Source organism: Mesorhizobium sp. M0051 (assembly GCF_040323235.1).
Classification (GTDB): Bacteria; Pseudomonadota; Alphaproteobacteria; order Rhizobiales; family Rhizobiaceae; genus Mesorhizobium.
This window is the reverse complement of the sequence record NZ_JAMYUT010000008.1, coordinates 57431-74029: the sequence shown is the minus strand read 5'-3', so window position 1 is coordinate 74029 and position 16599 is coordinate 57431. Positions and strand designations below refer to the sequence as shown.

Genomic DNA, 16599 nt, shown 5'->3' with positions numbered 1-16599 from the left:
ATGACCGTCAAAGCCAACCAGCCCCTGCAGCGCGATCGTTCGTCGGCTGCGCTTGGCGTCGCTCCGGCCGTTCCCCGCCCGGAACGCTCGCCGCCGCAGGTCAGCTTCATCATCTGTACGCGCAACCGTGTCGCAGTGCTCGAGGCCTGCATCAAGTCGGTGCAGGCCGCGTGCCGCGCCTATGCCAGCTTCGCGGCTGAACTCGTGGTTGTCGACAACGGTTCGAGCGACCGCACGGCCGAACACCTGGCCAGCATCGCCGAACTGTCGGATGTTCCCTTCACGGCCATTTGCGAGCCGCGCCCCGGATTGGCGGCTGCCCGCAACGCCGGGCTGAGGCGCGCGCGCGGCCGCGTGCTGGTCTTCGTCGACGATGATTGCGCGGTCGATTGCGACTATTTGCGCGATCTGGAGCGACATTATGCGTCCGGGGAAAAATGGCTCATCCGGGGAGGCCGAGTCGAGCTTGGCGATCCCAGGGATCTGCCGTTCACGATCAAGCGGTCGCGTGTGCGCGAGCGGCTGACGCCGGATGTTCATCCCGGCGGTTTTGTACTGGGCTGCAACATGACGATGCACCGCGATGTCGCGGCCCGTATCGGCGATTTCGATGAACGCTTCGGCGCGGGCGCGCCATTGCGGGCGGCGGAGGATACCGATTACCTTGTGCGAGCGGTGTTGCTCGGTTTCGCGGTCGAGTATGTCCCTGATATGACGATATTCCATCATCACGGCCGGCGGGATCGCGGATCCATCGAAAAGCTTCACCGCGACTACAGTCTCGGCAATGGCGGGCTCTGCCTGAAACATGTTCTCCATGCGCCCTGGCTGCTTCGTCATTTCTACTGGGCGGCGAGAGGCGCATTGCGGGAACTGGCGGGCGGGCCTGTCTTCGATCGTGAACTCAATCTGCCGCACTGGCCGATCGTCGCCATGAATTTGCTCGGAGCGGCCAAATTCGCGGTTCTTCTGCTGGCAAGACGGCCGCAGGCCGAGCCGCTGCGGCAAGACCAGCAAGCCAATGCCCAGGCGAGGTGAAACGCTATAATGCCGTTGCTACCGCCAAGCCTGCCGATGCTGTTCCGGGCGTTCGGAAAGCGGCAACTGCGCCTGCTTCCGGCCGTGGTGGGTCTCGGCCTGGTCAGCGCCGTCCTCGAAGGCTTCGGCATCGGTCTGATCATCCCGTTGCTGGGTATCATCATGGGACACGGGGAGGCGCCGGGAATGGGTGGGTTCTCGGCGGTCCTCCAGCACGTCGGATCGGGCTTGAGCGAGCGCGACCGGCTTGTTGTCATTTCGATCGCCATCCTCGGCTCGATCATCCTGAAGAACGTTTTCGCCTTCGCCAACACGCTGCTCACGACCTTCATCTATGGCAAGGCGAGCCATTCGATCCGCAGCGCGTTGTCGGAGCAGCTCTTGCGGGTCGGCTATCCATTCTTCCTGCGGCAGAGTCCCGGACGGCTGCTCAACATCATCTCCAACGAATCCTGGCGGGCGTCGGATGCGATCCAGATCATGCTGTCGGCCATCGTCAGCGCATCGGCCGCCATCATCCTGTTGGCTTTTCTGCTGCTTCTTTCGTGGCGCATGACGCTGTTGGTCACGATCGGACTGGCGCTCGTCCAGATCGCGCACGCCATCCTCTCGGCCAATCTGAAAGAGCCCAGCCGCAGCGTCGCCTCGCGCAACAGCCACCTCGCCTCGCAGATGCTCCACCTGGTGCATGCCGGACGCCTGATCCGCATTTTCGGACAGGAGAGCCGGGAAAAGGCGATATTCGATACGGCGTCCGATGCGGTTCGCCGCGCCTCTTTCGCACTGCTAGTGCGCCAGGGGGCGTTGCCGCCGCTGACGGAGGTTCTCCACGCCATTCTGTTCCTGGCGGTGGTGATCGGCGCCTGGCTGGCGCAGGTGAGTTTTCCGCTGATCATCGCGTTCGTCATACTGCTCTACAGGCTGCAGCCGCACATGCGGGCCCTGCAAGGGTCGTGGAGCCAGCTGCAGGGCCTGAGCGGATCGCTCGAGGAGGTGGCGTGGATGCTGGATCCCGCCGGCAAGCCCGGGCCGCCGCAAGGCGACGGGCCGTTCCACGGGTTGCACCAAGGCATCAAGTTCGATGATGTGACGTTCACCTATTCCGGCACGGACCGGCGTGAAGTGGTGCTGCATTCGGCGACGTTCGAAATCCGCAGTGGCCGCTCGACGGCGCTGATCGGCCGCTCGGGCGCCGGCAAGACGACGATCGTCAATCTCCTCTGCCGCTTCGTGGAACCGGACACCGGCAGGATTCTCGTCGATGGATCACACCTCGACCGGATCGACGCCAGCCAGTGGCGCCGGCACATCGCCCTCGCCAGCCAGGAGCTGGAACTGGTCGATGGCAGCATTTTTGAAAACATAATCTACGGCCAGGAGGCAGCCACGGCTGGCGACGCCGAGCGCGCCGCAAGACTGGCCGAAGCACATGAATTCATCGAACGGCTTCCTGAGGGTTACGATACGCTCGTTGGCTACAGGGGCATCAACCTCTCGGCGGGACAGAGGCAGCGGATCGCGCTCGCCAGGGCGCTGGTGCGCGATCCCGATCTCCTCATCCTGGACGAAGCCACCAATGCGGTGGACGGACTGTCGGAAGCGGCCATCGTCGAGACCCTGAAGTCGAGAGCCGGCCGCCGCACGACTATCGTCATCAGCCACCATCACAGCACCATCTCGTTCTGCGACGACGTGGTGATCCTGAGCGCCGGCCGTGTGAAAAAGCAGGCGCCTTTCGGCGCCCTCGCATCGCTCAGCATGGACGAGCTTTACCAGCACGGACCGCTCGACTGATGCATGTCACCCCAAAGTGCCGAGCGGTTTGGGCCAATGACATGCATCAAAACAAGAGCTTGAAGCGCGTCGCGTGCATCCGTTTCAACCCGGCGCGCTTTGAATTGCGCTACGTCGAGGCGCGGAGATTTCTGCGGATGCGCCGCCTGCCCGCTGCACGTGCCTTCTCCGCCACGACGCCGCCAATCTCGACCACCTCGGCCTCGCGCGGCCTGGCGCTCGTCGCCTTGTGGAGCCGCTCGTAAGGCAGCAATTCCTTGATCCGCGCATTGAGCGAGGCGATTTCGGCCTTGAGGTCCTCGCATTCCTGCCTCTGGACGTCGAACTGTATCTGTTCAGATGCCTGTTGCAGCGCAAGCTGTGAAAGATTGGCGTTCACTTTCGAAAGGCTCTGCTTGTCGTTTTCGTTCTCATGGTTGAGAGCGGACAACCTTTCATCGGCGATTTTCTTTTCGGCCAGGGTGTCGTTCAATTCGCTCTTGAGCCTGGCGATCTCGCTGGCGGCCTCGCTGTTCTCGTTCGAGGTTTGCTCCAGTCGCGACTGCAGGTTCTGGATCTCCGAACCCAAGCCGCGTATTTCCGCCTGGCTGCGAGCCAGCTCGGCTTCCTTGTCGCCTTCCATCAGGCGCGCCGCTTCGGTGGTTTCCGACAGCTTCGCCTGCGCGGCCTCAAGCGACTTCTGGAGCCGCATCTCCTCTTTCTCGCTCTTGCCGAGCGCGGCCAGCAACTCGGCAAGCCGCGCTGCTTCGCTGGCATGGATCGTCGAGAGTTCGTCGAGCCTGTGGCGCGCCTGGGATTCCCGCTTCAGCGCCTTGTCGAGCTCGATCGACAGCTTGACATGCTTTTCCCGCAGCATCTTGCTCTCGCGCAAGCGCCTGTTGGCCTCGACCGTTCTGCCGGTCAGCCGCTTGGCGATGTCGCCGAACTCCGCCTCGCGTTTTGCGTTCGCATTGGCTGTCTCCACGAGTTCCAGCCTTGTCGCGGCAAGCGCCGCACGAAGCGCCTCCCTGTCCTGAACCAGGCTTGTCTCGCGCTGTTGCAGCACTTCGAAGGCGCCCTCACGCTCGCGCAGCTTTCTCACCGTGTCGTGCAGCTTTTCCGCCAGCGTTCTTTGTTCGGCGGCCAGGCTGGCATTTGTAAGCTCCAGCTCGTTGGCGCGAAGAATGTCGTTGTGGAGGATGTTGAGGAATTCGCGCGTCAGATGGTGTGAGGTCCCGATCTCCGACAGCTTGTCGTTGATCTCCTCCAGATAATCCCTGGCGTCATGGAAGAGCCCTTCAAAGGCACTCAATGCGGCAAGTCGGGTCTGGGTATGAGGCGTCAGTCGTGGCCCGTTTTCGGCACTGTCCGTATCGTCGGAACTGTCCGCGTTTGCAGCATTGGCCTCGGGTGGCGGGTCGTCAGTGTCCGCGGTAGGGACATCTTGGCTTTTTGGCGGTGCCAGCTCTTCGGCATCCAGACTTGCGTCCAGCGCGTCCGCCAATTCGATCTGCAGGTCCTGATCCGCCAATACGACCTGCAGGTCCTGAACTGCTTTGTCTACCTCTTCAGCACGCTTGATCAGGCCTCTGAAGTTCATGGCCGAACTCCCCTTACGCACACCTCGACTGGAAACTTAACAAATTCCTAATATATCCTTACATCCGCCGAATGCGTAGGGGAAGCCCCCGTCGCAACGAAGGTTAATGCAGGACATTTTGGGCTTGGGCGCCGCGAGCGACAATGCGCGGGTGTCGGCGCTGGCCTTGCAGAACTTGGGTTCCTCGCCCCCCGGAGTGGGGGGTCCGAAGGACGGGCGAGACCCGTGGCTCGCCCCGGCAAGGTGGCTCGGGCGAAGCCCGAGACGGAGCGGGGGGATGGCTCGACTTCAATGAATTCAGAGGGAACCTGCCAGCGTCGCGCTGCCCCCTCTCCCCCTCGCTGCGCGAGGCACCTCTCCCCCGCTTTGCGGGGGCGAGGAACCCAAGTCTTGCTAAGTCACCCCGCCATGGCCAGCGGCACGGCGCTCTTGTTGGGGATCTGGATGTCGATTTCCAGCGTCGACATGGTCTCGCCGCGGTCCATCGAGACCTGGATGTAATCCTGGTCGATCTGCACGTGCTTGGCGATGACGGCCATGATCTCCTCGCGCAGGATGGAGACGAGGTCGGGCTGGCTGCGGTTGCGGCGCTCGTAGGCGAGCAGCACTTGCAGCCGCTCGCGCGCCACCGGCGCGCTGGAGCGCCGCTTGAAGATGTCGAGCAGGTTCATGCCGCCCTCCTTCCCAAAAGACGATCGAGGAAACCCTTGCGTTCGAAGGGCACGATAACAGGCAATTCCTCGCCCTCGAGCCGCCTGGCGGCGTCGAGATAGGCGCGGGCCGCGGTGTTGAGCGGCTCCGAAAGCGTCACCGGCGAACCGAGGTTGGAGGCGCGCAGCACGTCCTGGCTCTCGGGAATGATGCCGAGCAGCGGCACCGACAGGATTTCCAGCACGTCGTCGATGGACAGCATTTCGCCACGCGAAGCGCGTGCCGCGTCATAGCGCGTGACCAGCACGTGCTTGGCGATCTGCTCGCCCTGCTCGGCCTTCATGGTGCGGGCGTCGAGCAGGCCGATGATGCGATCGGAATCGCGCACGGACGACACTTCCGGGTTGGTGACGATGACCGCCTCGTCGGCAAAGCGCATGGCGAGTTGCGCGCCGCGCTCGATACCGGCCGGGCTGTCGCAGAACACGTAGTCGAACACCGAGCGCAGCTTGTCGATGACTTCGCCGACGCCCTGCTCGGTCAGCGCATCCTTGTCGCGCGTCTGCGAGGCCGGCAGCAGGAACAGGGTATCCACCCTCTTGTCGCGGATCAGCGCCTGCGAGAGTTTCGCCGTGCCCTGGATGACGTTGACGAGGTCGAACACCACGCGCCGCTCTGCGCCCATGATCAGGTCGAGATTGCGCAGGCCGACGTCGAAATCGACAAGCGCCACCTTCTTGCCGGTCTTGGCCACGGCCGCCCCGAGGGCCGCCGTCGAGGTCGTCTTGCCGACGCCCCCCTTGCCCGAGGTGACCACCACTACCTTGCCCATGAAAAAGCCTCCGTTGTTGTGTGTTCTTGCCGGGCGGCCAACGGCCGCCCCATTGTCGAATGTCAGCACGGCCAACGGCCGTCCCATTATCGAATGTCAGCTCAGCGTCGCGACGCGCAGGCCCTCTCCGTCGAGAAACGCCTGCACCGGCTTGCCGCGCGAAATGCCTTCCATCTCCTCGGCGGTGACGTACCAGCCGTCGATCGCCAGCAGCTCCGCCTCGTTCTTGCGGCAGAAGATGCGCGCGCCCTTGTTGCCCAGCGCACCAGCCGAAGCGCGCCCGCGCAGCGTGCCGTAGACATGGATCGAGCCCGCCGCGATGATCTCAGAGCCGGACGCGACCGATCCCAGCACGATGACATCGCCATGCGGATGCACGATCGCCTGGCCGGAGCGGATCGGCGCCTTGATCATCAGCGTGCCCGAAACTTCCTGCGCAAGCTGAGGCTCGCTTTCGTCCACCTTGCTTGCGCCAGCCTTGCCGGCCTTGTCGTTGTCCGGGCCGGCTTCAGGCGCCCTGCCCTCGGCCTTGCCCTCCGATCTGCCGGAAACATCCTCCCGCGCCTTGCGGCCGGGCAGCAGGCCATCCGTCGTCGCCTCCTTGGCGCCGACCAGCACCGGCGGCAATTCGGCGCCCAGCGAAGCCCCTTCGAGCTCGATGGCATAGATGCGGATGCCGCGCGTACCAAGCTCCGCCACCAGCCCCGCGATATCGCTGGGCTGCGGCTTCAGCGTGTTCAAATCCAGCAGCACCGGCCGCCCGGAAAAATAGCCCGGCGAGTTGCCGATCCAGTGATCCAGCCCCTCCAGCCAGGCCGCCAAGGGATCTTCCGGAGTCAGCGTGAAAGCGACGAAGGAACGGGCACGAAAGCGAATGGATTTGGCCTCGAGGGGAGCGGCAAAAGTCACGGCTGGCGAATCCTTACTGAGAGGTAAACGCTAGCGAGGGAATGGTTAACGAATGGTTAATGCGGAGGGGTGGTTGAGCGGCGAAACGGTGGTTCCTGACAGCTCGGGCCGGGCGCTCGCGGCAAGCATGCGCGGCCGCTCGGGCAGCCACACAAGGTACGCCTTAACGCGATCATCGCCCTGTCACAAGCAACGCCATTTACAATCCCAACGGCCGTTCAGAGCGACGGATATCAGCGCAGGTTGTCAAAAATAGTCGTGTATGACGCTTCGCCGAATACTTGTGCAATGTCACGCGCCGCGCAATGTTGTCGGCGGATAGGTTTTATTGAAAAGTGGGGGAATTGTGAAACGTACTGTATTGATAATATCGGTGCTGGCCAGTCTCGCGGGATGCGCCACACCGCCAGACAGGGATTCCAAATTCCGGCCCCTGCACCGAGGCCGAAAGGCAGCGCCTTGCCCTCATATCAAGCCAGCAGAACGAGGCTGCCACGGGTGATGCGTTGAGTGTCTTTCTGGTGTGCCAGTCGCGTCCATGTCGGGAGGCAATCGAGATCGCTGTTCTCAAGGGACGCTGCGGGGCGCCGAAAACCTAAATCGTGTGCCGCTGCTAAATTCAACCCCCCGAGAGGCTGAGGGAATATGACCGAAATTCGACTCGCAACTGTGTTGCTTGGAGCGTCTCCTTTCAAAGAAGGCAACATCAACGAGACGTATCGTGGCCAAGTCCTAGTTGACGGCGGAGAAGTGAGGCAGGCCGTTATAAAGGACCTCCATTTGGTAGAATTGTGCAACGAGTTGCTCGCCTTCTGCCTCGCAAAACACGTTGGCATACCGATTCCCGACGCCTTTATCGGACTTGTCCGCCCAGGTATACTTTCAGTGACCAAGGCTCCGGAACTGCCAAACGGATCTCGCCTAGTTTTTGTCAGCACAAATGTAAAAGTGCCCAACCTGACCTTTCGGTTAACCGGGGCAGATACGATTGGACGTATGACGCTTCTGGCCGAAGTGGCGAAGTGGGCTAACCTTGGGAAGCTCTACGCATTCGACACCTGGATCGCCAACGTTGATCGCCACTGCGGAAATCTCTTGTTTGGCAGTTCTGGTGATGCGTGGATCATCGATCACGGCCACGGATTCTCAGGCCCAGCGTGGAGTGAAGGCGATCTTGACCCCGCAAAGGACTTCAAGAGTCGGCTGGAGGACTGGATGACGCCGATGTTGTCAGCAGCTCAGCGCGGCTCAAGAAAGCAAGAGGCGACCGCGATGGAAGCGTCCATTTCTGGGTTCGATGCGACCGAAGTGTCAAAAATAAGCCGGATAGTGGATTTATTGCCACCAGAGAAAGTGACGGTCGTGAAAGCCTTTATTGAGGGGCGCGTGGCTAGGATTACTCCCGGGGCAAGCAAGGCTCTTGGTCTGCCGGTGATCGTATGACCCATTTCGAAATAGCCCATTTCCCTTCCTTAGAGCGGAGCGTCCAAGCGTATTGGGCACCTATCCTGCTAGAGCCTATTTCAGGCTCTCTGGAGCGCTTGGTTGTGGGCGTGGCAGTTGCAAACGCTGACGGCTTCCATTTGGAAGTTGCTAACGCCCTACATAGGCTTAACTGCCTTTATGGCGCCGACGCTGGCGCCGCAGCGAACGCCGTTATGCTAGCTGCCACCTATTTGCGGCGTGACCTTTCAATGCGATCCGTCGAAGCGTTGTTGAAACCCGATCCGCCGTTGTCGGGAATAGTGTTCGGCCCCAGCCAAGAAGGCGAAGGCATAAGCTTGGAAGCGCTCGCGCAAAGTTGGATGGCGGCCCTTTCATCGCTCTATATAGCGCCAGGGACAGCCTTGGTTCATTCTGTGGACGAGCCCATCGACCTCGTTGCGGCCTCAGCAAGTGGTGGTGGCGGCGATCGGCTGCCATTTCTAGTTTGCGACTATGTGAAGGAGCACCGGGCGGGATACGGTGGATATTTCAGCGCAGATCTTCGCCAAGGCCGAGCACGACGGATGAAAGGCGGTAGCCATCAGATCGTAGTAGATTTTGCAGGGCCCAAATTAGTCGCAAATTTTGGAACCCTGCGAGCTCACGCCATCACTCAATCAGTCTATCTGATTAAGCGACGGCTGTGGGATTTGAAAGTTGACAGAGATCGCGAGCCCACTCCGACATTTGCTCGGGCGCACGAGATGATCCTTCATCGCCCTCCACAAGATGACCCTCAGGTTACTCAGCAGCAACAACATACTATCGCGGAAGCGTTAAACGCTCTGGAAACTCAAGCTGACCAAGAGGAACTTCGACTTCTCGCAATGGATAGTGTCTCAGCAATCGGCGAGCGAATAATTTCTTACAATATGGCTGCCTAAGCATTTGGCCATGCGCAACGGTAGCCAGGTGAACGCATTAGCCCCGACCAACTCCCGTCACGATCTTCGACGCATCCACGCGGCACCATCTGCAGTCGGAAAAATCAACAATGCCAATTTTAGAAGATGATCAGATACGGGCGCTCCTTGCGGCTGAACAAATTGAAGCCCTCACGATTGATACAAGTATATTCGATCAAAAGCGCTTACAGCTTAACTCCCCACCGCTCCAAGCACTTGCTGCCCTGAAAGAGCGGCCACTTTCTTTCATTTTGTCCAGCACTGTCGTGAAAGAAGTAACCGGGCATCTTGAAAAGGCGCTTGAGGAAGCGATTCGGGCTGCGAAAAAAGGTATCGGTGAAGCGCTCTTCGCGTTCGGAACCGAGAAACCGACGCGAGATGAATTAATCGAGCAGATTTCCGGTGGACAGCCCCCTGCTGAAGCTATGAATGAGCGCTTTAACACCTTCTTAAAAGATACAAGCTGCGAAGTACTCGATGATACAAAATTGGTCGATATGGCAGCCTTGTTCGGGAAGTATTTTTCGAATAGACCGCCATTTGGACCAGGCAGGAAGAAAAGTGAATTTCCCGATGCATTGGCTTTGCTTGCGTTGGAGCGCGCCGCGACTGACCGTGACATCGGCATTATGGTCGTATCTAAAGACGGAGACTGGCGAGCCTTCTGCGCAAACTCAGAACGGCTTTATCTTGTGCCTGAAATCGAAAAAGCGCTTGACCTCGTGAACAACACGCCTTCCGGCCTACGGAAGGCTGTTGTGTCTTGGATGACGGAGGGTGGTGCCGGCCATGAAGAGGTTCGAGAGCATATTGCAAAAAACGTTGAGCTGATCGAATTCACGGTACTCGGCTATCCGACCTGGGGTGAGTTGGAGGCATCGACCTGGGGCGCTGAGCTCAAAGCTCTTGAATGGCCAGACTCTTCCGACGTTGACATCATCGAGACCGAACTCGTCAGCGATGACGGCACAATAAAAGTCGTAGTCAGCTTACCACTCCAATTGATTGCGCGAGTTTCTATCGAACTTAGTTTTTCGATTTGGGATGGCGTAGATAAAGAATCTATTAATATTGCAGCGCGCTCCGTTGAGGTTGATGAAAATCTAAACGGCCGACTTACCATGACGGTATCAGTGTACGAGCAAGGTACAGAACGCGAAGAAATCATCTACGAAGATAGCGACTTAGATATCCGGGATCACGAAGTCGACCTTGGCGAAGTAGATGTGTTCGAGGATGACGAGAGTTGGGAAGGAACCGAGAATTAATTGACGGCGCCTTTGGTGGTTTGGGTAAGTAACTGTCGAGTGCGCGAGGGGTAACTCTTCAATTCTTGACTGCTTTAGCCCCGCCGTGCCCGCCACCCCCTCAATGCCCGCTTAAAATACTGCACCTCCCGCTCATGCTTCTCAGCCGCCTCGCGGATATCGGACGCCTCCAGGTTGCGACGCTTGCCGATCTTTTCGTCCTTCTTGCGCGAATAGAGGCGGTATTTTCCGCCTTTCAGTTTTCGGATCATTCGCTTGTCCCTCATCAGGGCTTCGCTGCCTTTTGCCCTTGAGGCTGAGCGCGGCTTGCTCGACTGCCGCGGCTGCCCACCCGGTCGATCAGCGCCAGCGCCTCGTCGCCCGATATGCCGGTGCGCATCGCCAGCGCCTCGACCTCCAGCACATCGGAACGCGCCACCGGCGATCCCGGCGGCGCAACTTAGGCGCCTCCGCCCTCGTGCGCCCCACCGAAGCCCCCGGCCGGCCTGTTGCGATCTGAGCGGCAACGATCCTGGCACGAAAATCGGTCTGCCACAAAATTGTCATGTCCCGTCCAGGTTGTGGACACGTCCTTTTCAAAGGCGCACTCTTGGATTGCGAAACGCATGCCAGTGTCTCGCCCAACACATGCTTGAGGTGCGTCGGTGATTGTCTGACCTGTCCGGATACTTCCGGCTGGGCATGACTTTCATTGTGCCGCCTATCCGTGATCAGGCTACGGCCTATCGCACGTTGCAGCCTGTTCCGGATCAACTGGGAGGTAAACAACATGCATAGCATTCAACGCAGAGAACTTCTTATTCAAGGAAGCGGCTCTTGTCGCAATCGCTGCTCTCTCGCGTCGCGCCTACGCTTTTCCAGCACAGGCGGGCGAGGAAGTTGTTCCGTGGCTGGATCAGCCGACCGAGAACCCCAATCCGGAAGGTATCAAGACGCAGCTTGTCTGGGAGGATCTGGATAGCTGGATAACGCCAAACGACAAGTTCTTCAGCATCTCGCATTTCAATCGACCGACGATCGACGAGAAGACATGGTCCATGGAGATCGAGGGCCTGGTCAAGAAGCCTCTGAAGCTGTCGCTCGCCGACATCAAGGCGCGGCCGCGCAAGGAGGTGGTTTTCACGGTGGAATGCTCGGGCAACCACGGTTTTCCCTTTTTCACCGGCGGCATCGGCAATGCCCGCTGGGCAGGGACGCCGCTGGCGCCGATCCTCGAGGAAGCCGGCGTGCTGGAGAAGGGCATCGAGGTCGTCTTTTTCGGTACTGACGAAAGCGAGGTCGCAATACGCGACGTGAAGATGAAGCAGAATTTCGCGCGCAGCATGTCGCTCGCCGACGCGATGAGCCCGGACAATCTTCTCTGCTACGAAATGAACGGCGCCGCCTTGCCGGCGGCCAACGGTTCCCCGCTGCGGCTCATTGCTCCGGGCTGGTACGGGATCGCCAACGTCAAGTGGCTGAAGCGCATCGAGGTTCGCGACACAAGGTTCATGAGCCTTCTGATGGCCCGTGACTATGTCACCATCCGCGAGGAAGACCACAATGGCGAGACCGTATGGGCCGAGACCTCGGTGGGCCGAGCGCTGCTAAAGTCGGCACCCGCGAAGGTCACCAAGAAAGGCTCGGACTACGCCATCGTCGGCGCGGCCTGGGGGGCACCGATCGACAGGGTCGAAGTGCAAATCGATCAAGCGCCTTGGACGCCAGCGACCATCGACCACAGCGAGGAGGCCGAACACGCCTGGAAAATCTGGTCCCTGCCCTGGGCAAACCCCTCGCCGGGAGAACACACGGTGACCTCGCGCGCGATCAGCACCACGGGACAAATTCAACCAGCAATGGACGATCCCTTGATTGCCAAGAAGCACACATACTGGGAGAGCAATGGCCAAGTCACGCGGCGCGTCAAGATCGTTTGAGGAGAGTCGGGAGGCCTGCAGGAGAGTCGGGAAGAGGCGAAATTGTCATGCCGAGCCGGCCGCGCGTGATCGGTGGGAAAATCTCGCGCCTTTCCTCTCCCCCGTCGATCGGGGGAGAGGAAGAGAGCAGCGCAAGAATCCGGGCTAGGGGTCAGGGTGCCGCCGCGTTGATTGATGAAGCAAAAACGCAAAAACCCGTCCTGGCGAGCGGGCGCAGATCGATACCATGGACGAATATGTAGCATAGCTGCCCTCACGGTGTCAAGAATAAATTCCTATCGAAAGGCTACCAGAAAGGTCGCCGCCTGATGTTCCTCGACATTCGCACCGCGGCCGGGGCCTGGCTTGGTGTCGGAGCAGGTTTGTCGTGCTAGGATCGCCGGTCGGCATCCCTCAGCGCATCGCGGTTGCAAGTGCCGGTTCGCAAGCATGCTGTCAGGCTGGCGGCGGAAGATTTTCTTGCCGCATATTTTCGCAAGAGCAAGGAGGCGTTGATGAGCGCAAGAGGTCGATTTTTCCGTGGCCTTGTGGCTGGCCTGTTTATCGGTGTCTTCTGGATGGATGCCGCCCTGGCGCAGGACGCAGGGTGTACGTTCAGGCCGGTGGCCGGCTCGTCCCGGCAGATTCTGAGATGTCGGGAAGGAATTACCATCATTGTGGAAGGTGGCGCTCGTTTTACGCTGGTGGACCGCGATCGAAACGGCAGGGCCGATGTGCTCAGGTTGCGGCGCAAGGCGCTGCTGCTCGATGCTCCGGCCGGCTCGGTCCCGGGTGGCTTCGCGGTTGTCACCCCGCAGGCGATCGCCGCGGCGCGCGGCACCAAATGGGCGGTCGACGTTGGCCAGGGCAAGACGTCTGTTTTCGTCCTCAGGGGTCGCGTCGCCGTAAACCGGCCGGCGTCCAGTGCCGGCGTGGTGCTGGCGCCGGGCGAAGGCGTCGACGTCGCGGCCGGAACAGGACCACTGACCGTCAAGCGCTGGCCCGCCAAGCGCGTTTCCGCATTGCTGGCCCGTTTCGGCCAGTGAACTGCTGTGAGCAGGCGAGCGCTTCCGACGCTGATCGCGCTCATCCTGGCGGGTCTTTGGGGCGCCGGCCTGGGCTTCGCGCACTGGCGCGGCAATTTGTGGTTTCTCGATCGCGTCGAAGCAACGATGACCGATCTTCGAACGCTTGTTCGAGGAACGGCAAAGCCACCGGAGCTGATGACCATTGTCGCGATAGACGACGACGCGGTGCGGCACGAGGGTACATATCCCCTCAACCGCGCCACGCTTGCCCGGCTTGTCGATACGATAGCGCGGCTTGGACCGAAAGCCATTGCGCTCGACCTGCTGCTGGTCGATCCCGGGGCAAAAGACAATGATGAGGCGCTCGCGCGTTCGCTGAGCGGGGGTGCAAGCGTAATCGCAGCCGCGGCGGTCTACCCCGGAGGCAAACAATGGACGGTGGGCGAAGGACCCATCGCCGGCGTGCCGAATGCCGAGCGGTTCCTGTGGCCCCTGAAAGCGTTCTCGGATGTCGCGGCTGTCGGCGTCGTGAACGTGGCCACCGACAAGACGGGAACGCCCCGGTTCGTGCCGTTGCTGTTTCGGGCCGGAGATCGGCTGGAAGTGTCTTTCCCCTTGCGTGTTGCCGCCATGGCAGCAGGAGAGGATCCAGAAATCGCAGCCGATCATCTATCCCTAAGCGGACGGTCTATTCGGACGGACATTGGTCACATCCTGCCCCTGACATTCTATGGTCCCCGCGGCACGATCCGCACGATCAGCGCGGCGACCGTGCTGGACGGCCAATTCGATCCCGGCACGATCCGGGATCGAATTGTTGTGATCGGAGCAACGGCAACCGGCACCGGCGATGTTTTCCCGACACCGTTCGATCCCATACTCCCGGGCGTCGAAGTCATATCGACGGCGATTGCTCATCTGATGGCCGGCGACGGAATAGTGCGAGACCAGCATGTTCGGCTTGTGGATGCCGGCTTTGCAGTGGTGCTGCCAATGATTCTTGTCGGGCTGTTGGCATGGCGGCGAAACGCCGGCGGCCTCGCGGCGATCGCCGGCGTGGTCCTGATCTGGTTCGTGGTCAACATGACCGCTTTCTCGCACCACATCTGGCTGAGCGCCGCGCTGCCGATAACCGCCGCCGTTCCGCCGGTCATCCTGTTCGGGGCCGCGCAGCTTTGGCTGGGCAGGCGCCGAGCCCAATTTTTCGCAACGCAGAGCCAATTGCTTCAACGCGTTGAAGCCCCAGGCATGGGGGAGTGGCTGGCCAAGCATGGCGACTTCCTCTCGGAGCCCGTCCGGCGAGACGCCGCCATCCTGTTCATCGATCTGTCCGGCTTCACGGGACTGAGTGAATCCTTGGGACCGGTCGCCACACGCGAGCTCCTGAACGGTTTTCATGCGTTGGTCGGCGAAGAAGTGACGAGCTGCGGTGGCGTCGTCACGAATTTCATGGGTGATGGAGCCATGATCCTGTTCGGTCTGCCGGAACCAGCGCCGAATGACGCCTTCAATGCCGCCCGCTGTTGTGTGGGGCTCTCCAAGCGCACCAACGATTGGCTCGCCTCGTTGCCTGCATCGACTGCATCCCGGCTCGGCTTCAAGATTGGAGCCCACCACGGAACAATCGTAGCCTCTCGGCTCGGCAGCGAAGGCCGTCAGCACATCGCAGCCATAGGTGACACAGTCAACGTTGCCAGTCGCTTGATGGAGATCGCGGCCGACCAGAATGCTGAAGTCGCGGTGAGTGACATAATGCTTGATGTCGCCGGCCGCGAGTGCGTGTTGTTCAAATCCGGTACCCTGAAAGGACCTGTGGAAACACAGATCCGTGGGCGATCCGGCTCGCTCGCAATCTGGCTTTGGCAGAGTGCACGGACGCTACAGTAGAGGGTTGCCAGCAGGCCTGCGGCTTGCCTGTCCTGCGAACAGCGGCGCCCTCAATGCCGCTTGAAATACTGCACCTCCTTCTCATGCTTCTCCGCCGCCTCGCGCGTGTCGAACGTGCCCAGGTTCCGCCGCTTGCCGGTCTTTTCGTCCTTCTTGCGTGAATAGAGGCGGTATTTTCCGTCTTTGAGCTTCCGGATCATTTCGCCTGCCCCTCACCAGGATTTCGTCCCCTTTTGGCGCTCAGGATGCGCGCGGCTTGTTCGACGGCGGCGCGGTCGTGGCCAAGCCTGTCGATCAGTTCCTGTGCCTCGTCGCCCGATATGCCGGTGCGCACCGCCAGCGCCTCGACTTCCAGCACGTCGGTGCTGGCGATCTCGCCGGGCGCGGCATCGCCCGCGGTCAGCGGCAGCGCTGCCTCGCGGTCGATCTCGGCCTCGGCCTGGAGCCAGTGCCGCTCGGGATCACCCTGCATCCTGCCTTCTCGTTCCCAGATCTGGTATGCGCGCTCACGTATCCTGTCGTTCCGGTCGTGGTCCATGTCTCAGGTCCTCCTTGGGTCAGGGATAAACGTTGTGCCGATCCGAACGATCCGAAAATTGCATAATGGGATCGAGCAATGGCCTTTGGCGCGCGGGCCCGCGATCCCACTGGCCACGCCTACTGGCATTGCCGCCTCGGTCCGCCGGAGTATGGCTGGTAGCTGTTGTCTTCCGGCCGGTAGGAGCGGTAGCGGCTGAAGCAATAGTCGACATGGTCGGCGGAAAGCTCGGCGCCGCCGTCATCGGTTGCGTAGACGCCCAATCCTGTGCCGTTTTCGCCGCCATAGCCCTCGCCTGGCTGGGCGGTGCGATCGGCCACGACGAGATAGGGCGAGATGCAGGGGCGTTGCTGCCCGCTATAGGACATGTAGCTGTTGTCGTCGGCCCGGTACGAACGGTAGCGGCTGGAGCACCAGGCGAGATGCGGCGGCGGCAGTTCGGCCGCGTCGGGCGCGACGGGCGCGACGGTGCCAGTCATGGTCGGATCGGGTTTCGCTTCCTGCGGCTGCGGCTTGGCGGGGACGTCCGCCGGTGCGGACTGTTCGGCCGGCAGACGCTCGAGGCTCTGGTCCGCCTTGTTCACCGGCCGCGCTTTTTTGGTCCACAGTTCCGCCACGCTGACGGTGGCCGATGCCTGGCGCGGCGACTTCGCGGCTAGCAGCCAGGCTGCGAACCCCAGCCCGCTGCCGAAGACCGCAAGCGTCAACACGAAACCGCAGACCAGTCCCAACACCGCTTTCACGCCAAGCTCCTTGAGCCGCTGCTAATAAAATGCAGCGCCTCAAG

At 60.9% G+C, this 16599-nt stretch carries 16 protein-coding genes and 1 pseudogene; 8 read left to right on the top strand and 9 right to left on the bottom strand.

The window, feature by feature from the left end:
* The gene (locus tag NKJ90_RS10515) at positions 1 to 1038 is read left to right on the top strand and encodes a glycosyltransferase family 2 protein (protein ID WP_023760139.1); all 1038 of its coding nucleotides are present in this window, start codon (positions 1 to 3) and stop codon (positions 1036 to 1038) included.
* A gap of 9 nt (positions 1039 to 1047) precedes the next feature.
* A complete protein-coding gene (locus NKJ90_RS10510) occupies positions 1048 to 2832 on the top strand; it encodes an ABC transporter ATP-binding protein (RefSeq protein ID WP_023760138.1) in 1785 nt (594 codons plus the stop codon).
* 109 nt (positions 2833 to 2941) lie between these two features.
* On the opposite strand, the gene NKJ90_RS10505 is transcribed toward NKJ90_RS10510, so the two are convergent.
* The 4 genes from NKJ90_RS10505 to minC form a co-directional block, all read right to left on the bottom strand.
* Entirely contained in the window at positions 2942 to 4411 is a 1470-nt protein-coding gene (locus NKJ90_RS10505; protein WP_352486086.1) for a coiled-coil domain-containing protein, read from the bottom strand.
* A 398-nt stretch (positions 4412 to 4809) separates the two neighbouring features.
* A complete protein-coding gene (gene minE / locus NKJ90_RS10500; protein WP_352486085.1) occupies positions 4810 to 5082 on the bottom strand; it encodes a cell division topological specificity factor MinE in 273 nt (90 codons plus the stop codon).
* Positions 5079 to 5894: a septum site-determining protein MinD gene (minD, locus tag NKJ90_RS10495; protein WP_031260481.1), complete on the bottom strand. Its 816-nt coding sequence runs from the start codon at positions 5892 to 5894 to the stop codon at positions 5079 to 5081. Before minD ends, minE begins: the two co-directional genes overlap by 4 nt.
* A gap of 96 nt (positions 5895 to 5990) precedes the next feature.
* Complete coding sequence (minC, locus tag NKJ90_RS10490) at positions 5991 to 6803, bottom strand: septum site-determining protein MinC (RefSeq protein WP_023760134.1); 813 nt, start codon at positions 6801 to 6803, stop codon at positions 5991 to 5993.
* A 645-nt stretch (positions 6804 to 7448) separates the two neighbouring features.
* Between minC and NKJ90_RS10485 the strand changes: the two genes are divergently transcribed.
* The 3 genes from NKJ90_RS10485 (at position 7449) to NKJ90_RS10475 (ending at position 10461) form a co-directional block, all read left to right on the top strand.
* On the top strand, positions 7449 to 8246 hold the full coding sequence (locus NKJ90_RS10485; protein WP_023760133.1) for a HipA family kinase: 798 nt from the start codon (positions 7449 to 7451) through the stop codon (positions 8244 to 8246).
* A complete protein-coding gene (locus NKJ90_RS10480; RefSeq protein WP_023760132.1) occupies positions 8243 to 9172 on the top strand; it encodes a hypothetical protein in 930 nt (309 codons plus the stop codon). The genes NKJ90_RS10485 and NKJ90_RS10480 overlap by 4 nt, the downstream gene beginning before the upstream one ends.
* A gap of 110 nt (positions 9173 to 9282) precedes the next feature.
* Positions 9283 to 10461 carry a PIN domain-containing protein gene (locus tag NKJ90_RS10475; protein WP_023760131.1) on the top strand — a complete coding sequence of 393 codons (1179 nt, stop codon included), beginning with the start codon at positions 9283 to 9285 and terminating at the stop codon, positions 10459 to 10461.
* Positions 10462 to 10535: 74 nt separating this feature from the next.
* Here the strand turns inward: NKJ90_RS10475 and NKJ90_RS10470 are convergent, their stop codons facing one another.
* The gene (locus NKJ90_RS10470) at positions 10536 to 10712 is read right to left on the bottom strand and encodes a hypothetical protein (protein ID WP_198032236.1); all 177 of its coding nucleotides are present in this window, start codon (positions 10710 to 10712) and stop codon (positions 10536 to 10538) included.
* A gap of 14 nt (positions 10713 to 10726) precedes the next feature.
* Complete coding sequence (locus tag NKJ90_RS10465; protein ID WP_023760129.1) at positions 10727 to 10879, bottom strand: hypothetical protein; 153 nt, start codon at positions 10877 to 10879, stop codon at positions 10727 to 10729.
* 351 nt (positions 10880 to 11230) lie between these two features.
* Between NKJ90_RS10465 and NKJ90_RS10460 the strand changes: the two are divergent.
* The 3 genes and pseudogenes from NKJ90_RS10460 (at position 11231) to NKJ90_RS10450 (ending at position 15274) form a co-directional block, all read left to right on the top strand.
* Positions 11231 to 12380: pseudogene (locus tag NKJ90_RS10460) on the top strand (sulfite oxidase).
* A 494-nt stretch (positions 12381 to 12874) separates the two neighbouring features.
* Positions 12875 to 13405, top strand: coding sequence for a FecR domain-containing protein (locus NKJ90_RS10455; protein WP_031260479.1), 531 nt, complete (start codon positions 12875 to 12877; stop codon positions 13403 to 13405).
* A 6-nt stretch (positions 13406 to 13411) separates the two neighbouring features.
* Positions 13412 to 15274 (top strand): CHASE2 domain-containing protein, encoded by a 1863-nt coding sequence (locus NKJ90_RS10450; RefSeq protein ID WP_023760126.1) that lies wholly within the window; start codon positions 13412 to 13414, stop codon positions 15272 to 15274.
* A 50-nt stretch (positions 15275 to 15324) separates the two neighbouring features.
* On the opposite strand, the gene NKJ90_RS10445 is transcribed toward NKJ90_RS10450, so the two are convergent.
* From NKJ90_RS10445 to NKJ90_RS10435, 3 genes are all read right to left on the bottom strand, one after another.
* Complete coding sequence (locus NKJ90_RS10445; RefSeq protein WP_010910556.1) at positions 15325 to 15474, bottom strand: hypothetical protein; 150 nt, start codon at positions 15472 to 15474, stop codon at positions 15325 to 15327.
* Positions 15471 to 15812 carry a DUF2934 domain-containing protein gene (locus NKJ90_RS10440; protein ID WP_023760125.1) on the bottom strand — a complete coding sequence of 114 codons (342 nt, stop codon included), beginning with the start codon at positions 15810 to 15812 and terminating at the stop codon, positions 15471 to 15473. The genes NKJ90_RS10445 and NKJ90_RS10440 overlap by 4 nt, the downstream gene beginning before the upstream one ends.
* Before the next feature lie 119 nt (positions 15813 to 15931).
* The gene (locus NKJ90_RS10435) at positions 15932 to 16555 is read right to left on the bottom strand and encodes a BA14K family protein (RefSeq protein ID WP_023760124.1); all 624 of its coding nucleotides are present in this window, start codon (positions 16553 to 16555) and stop codon (positions 15932 to 15934) included.
* Positions 16556 to 16599: the final 44 nt, after the last annotated feature.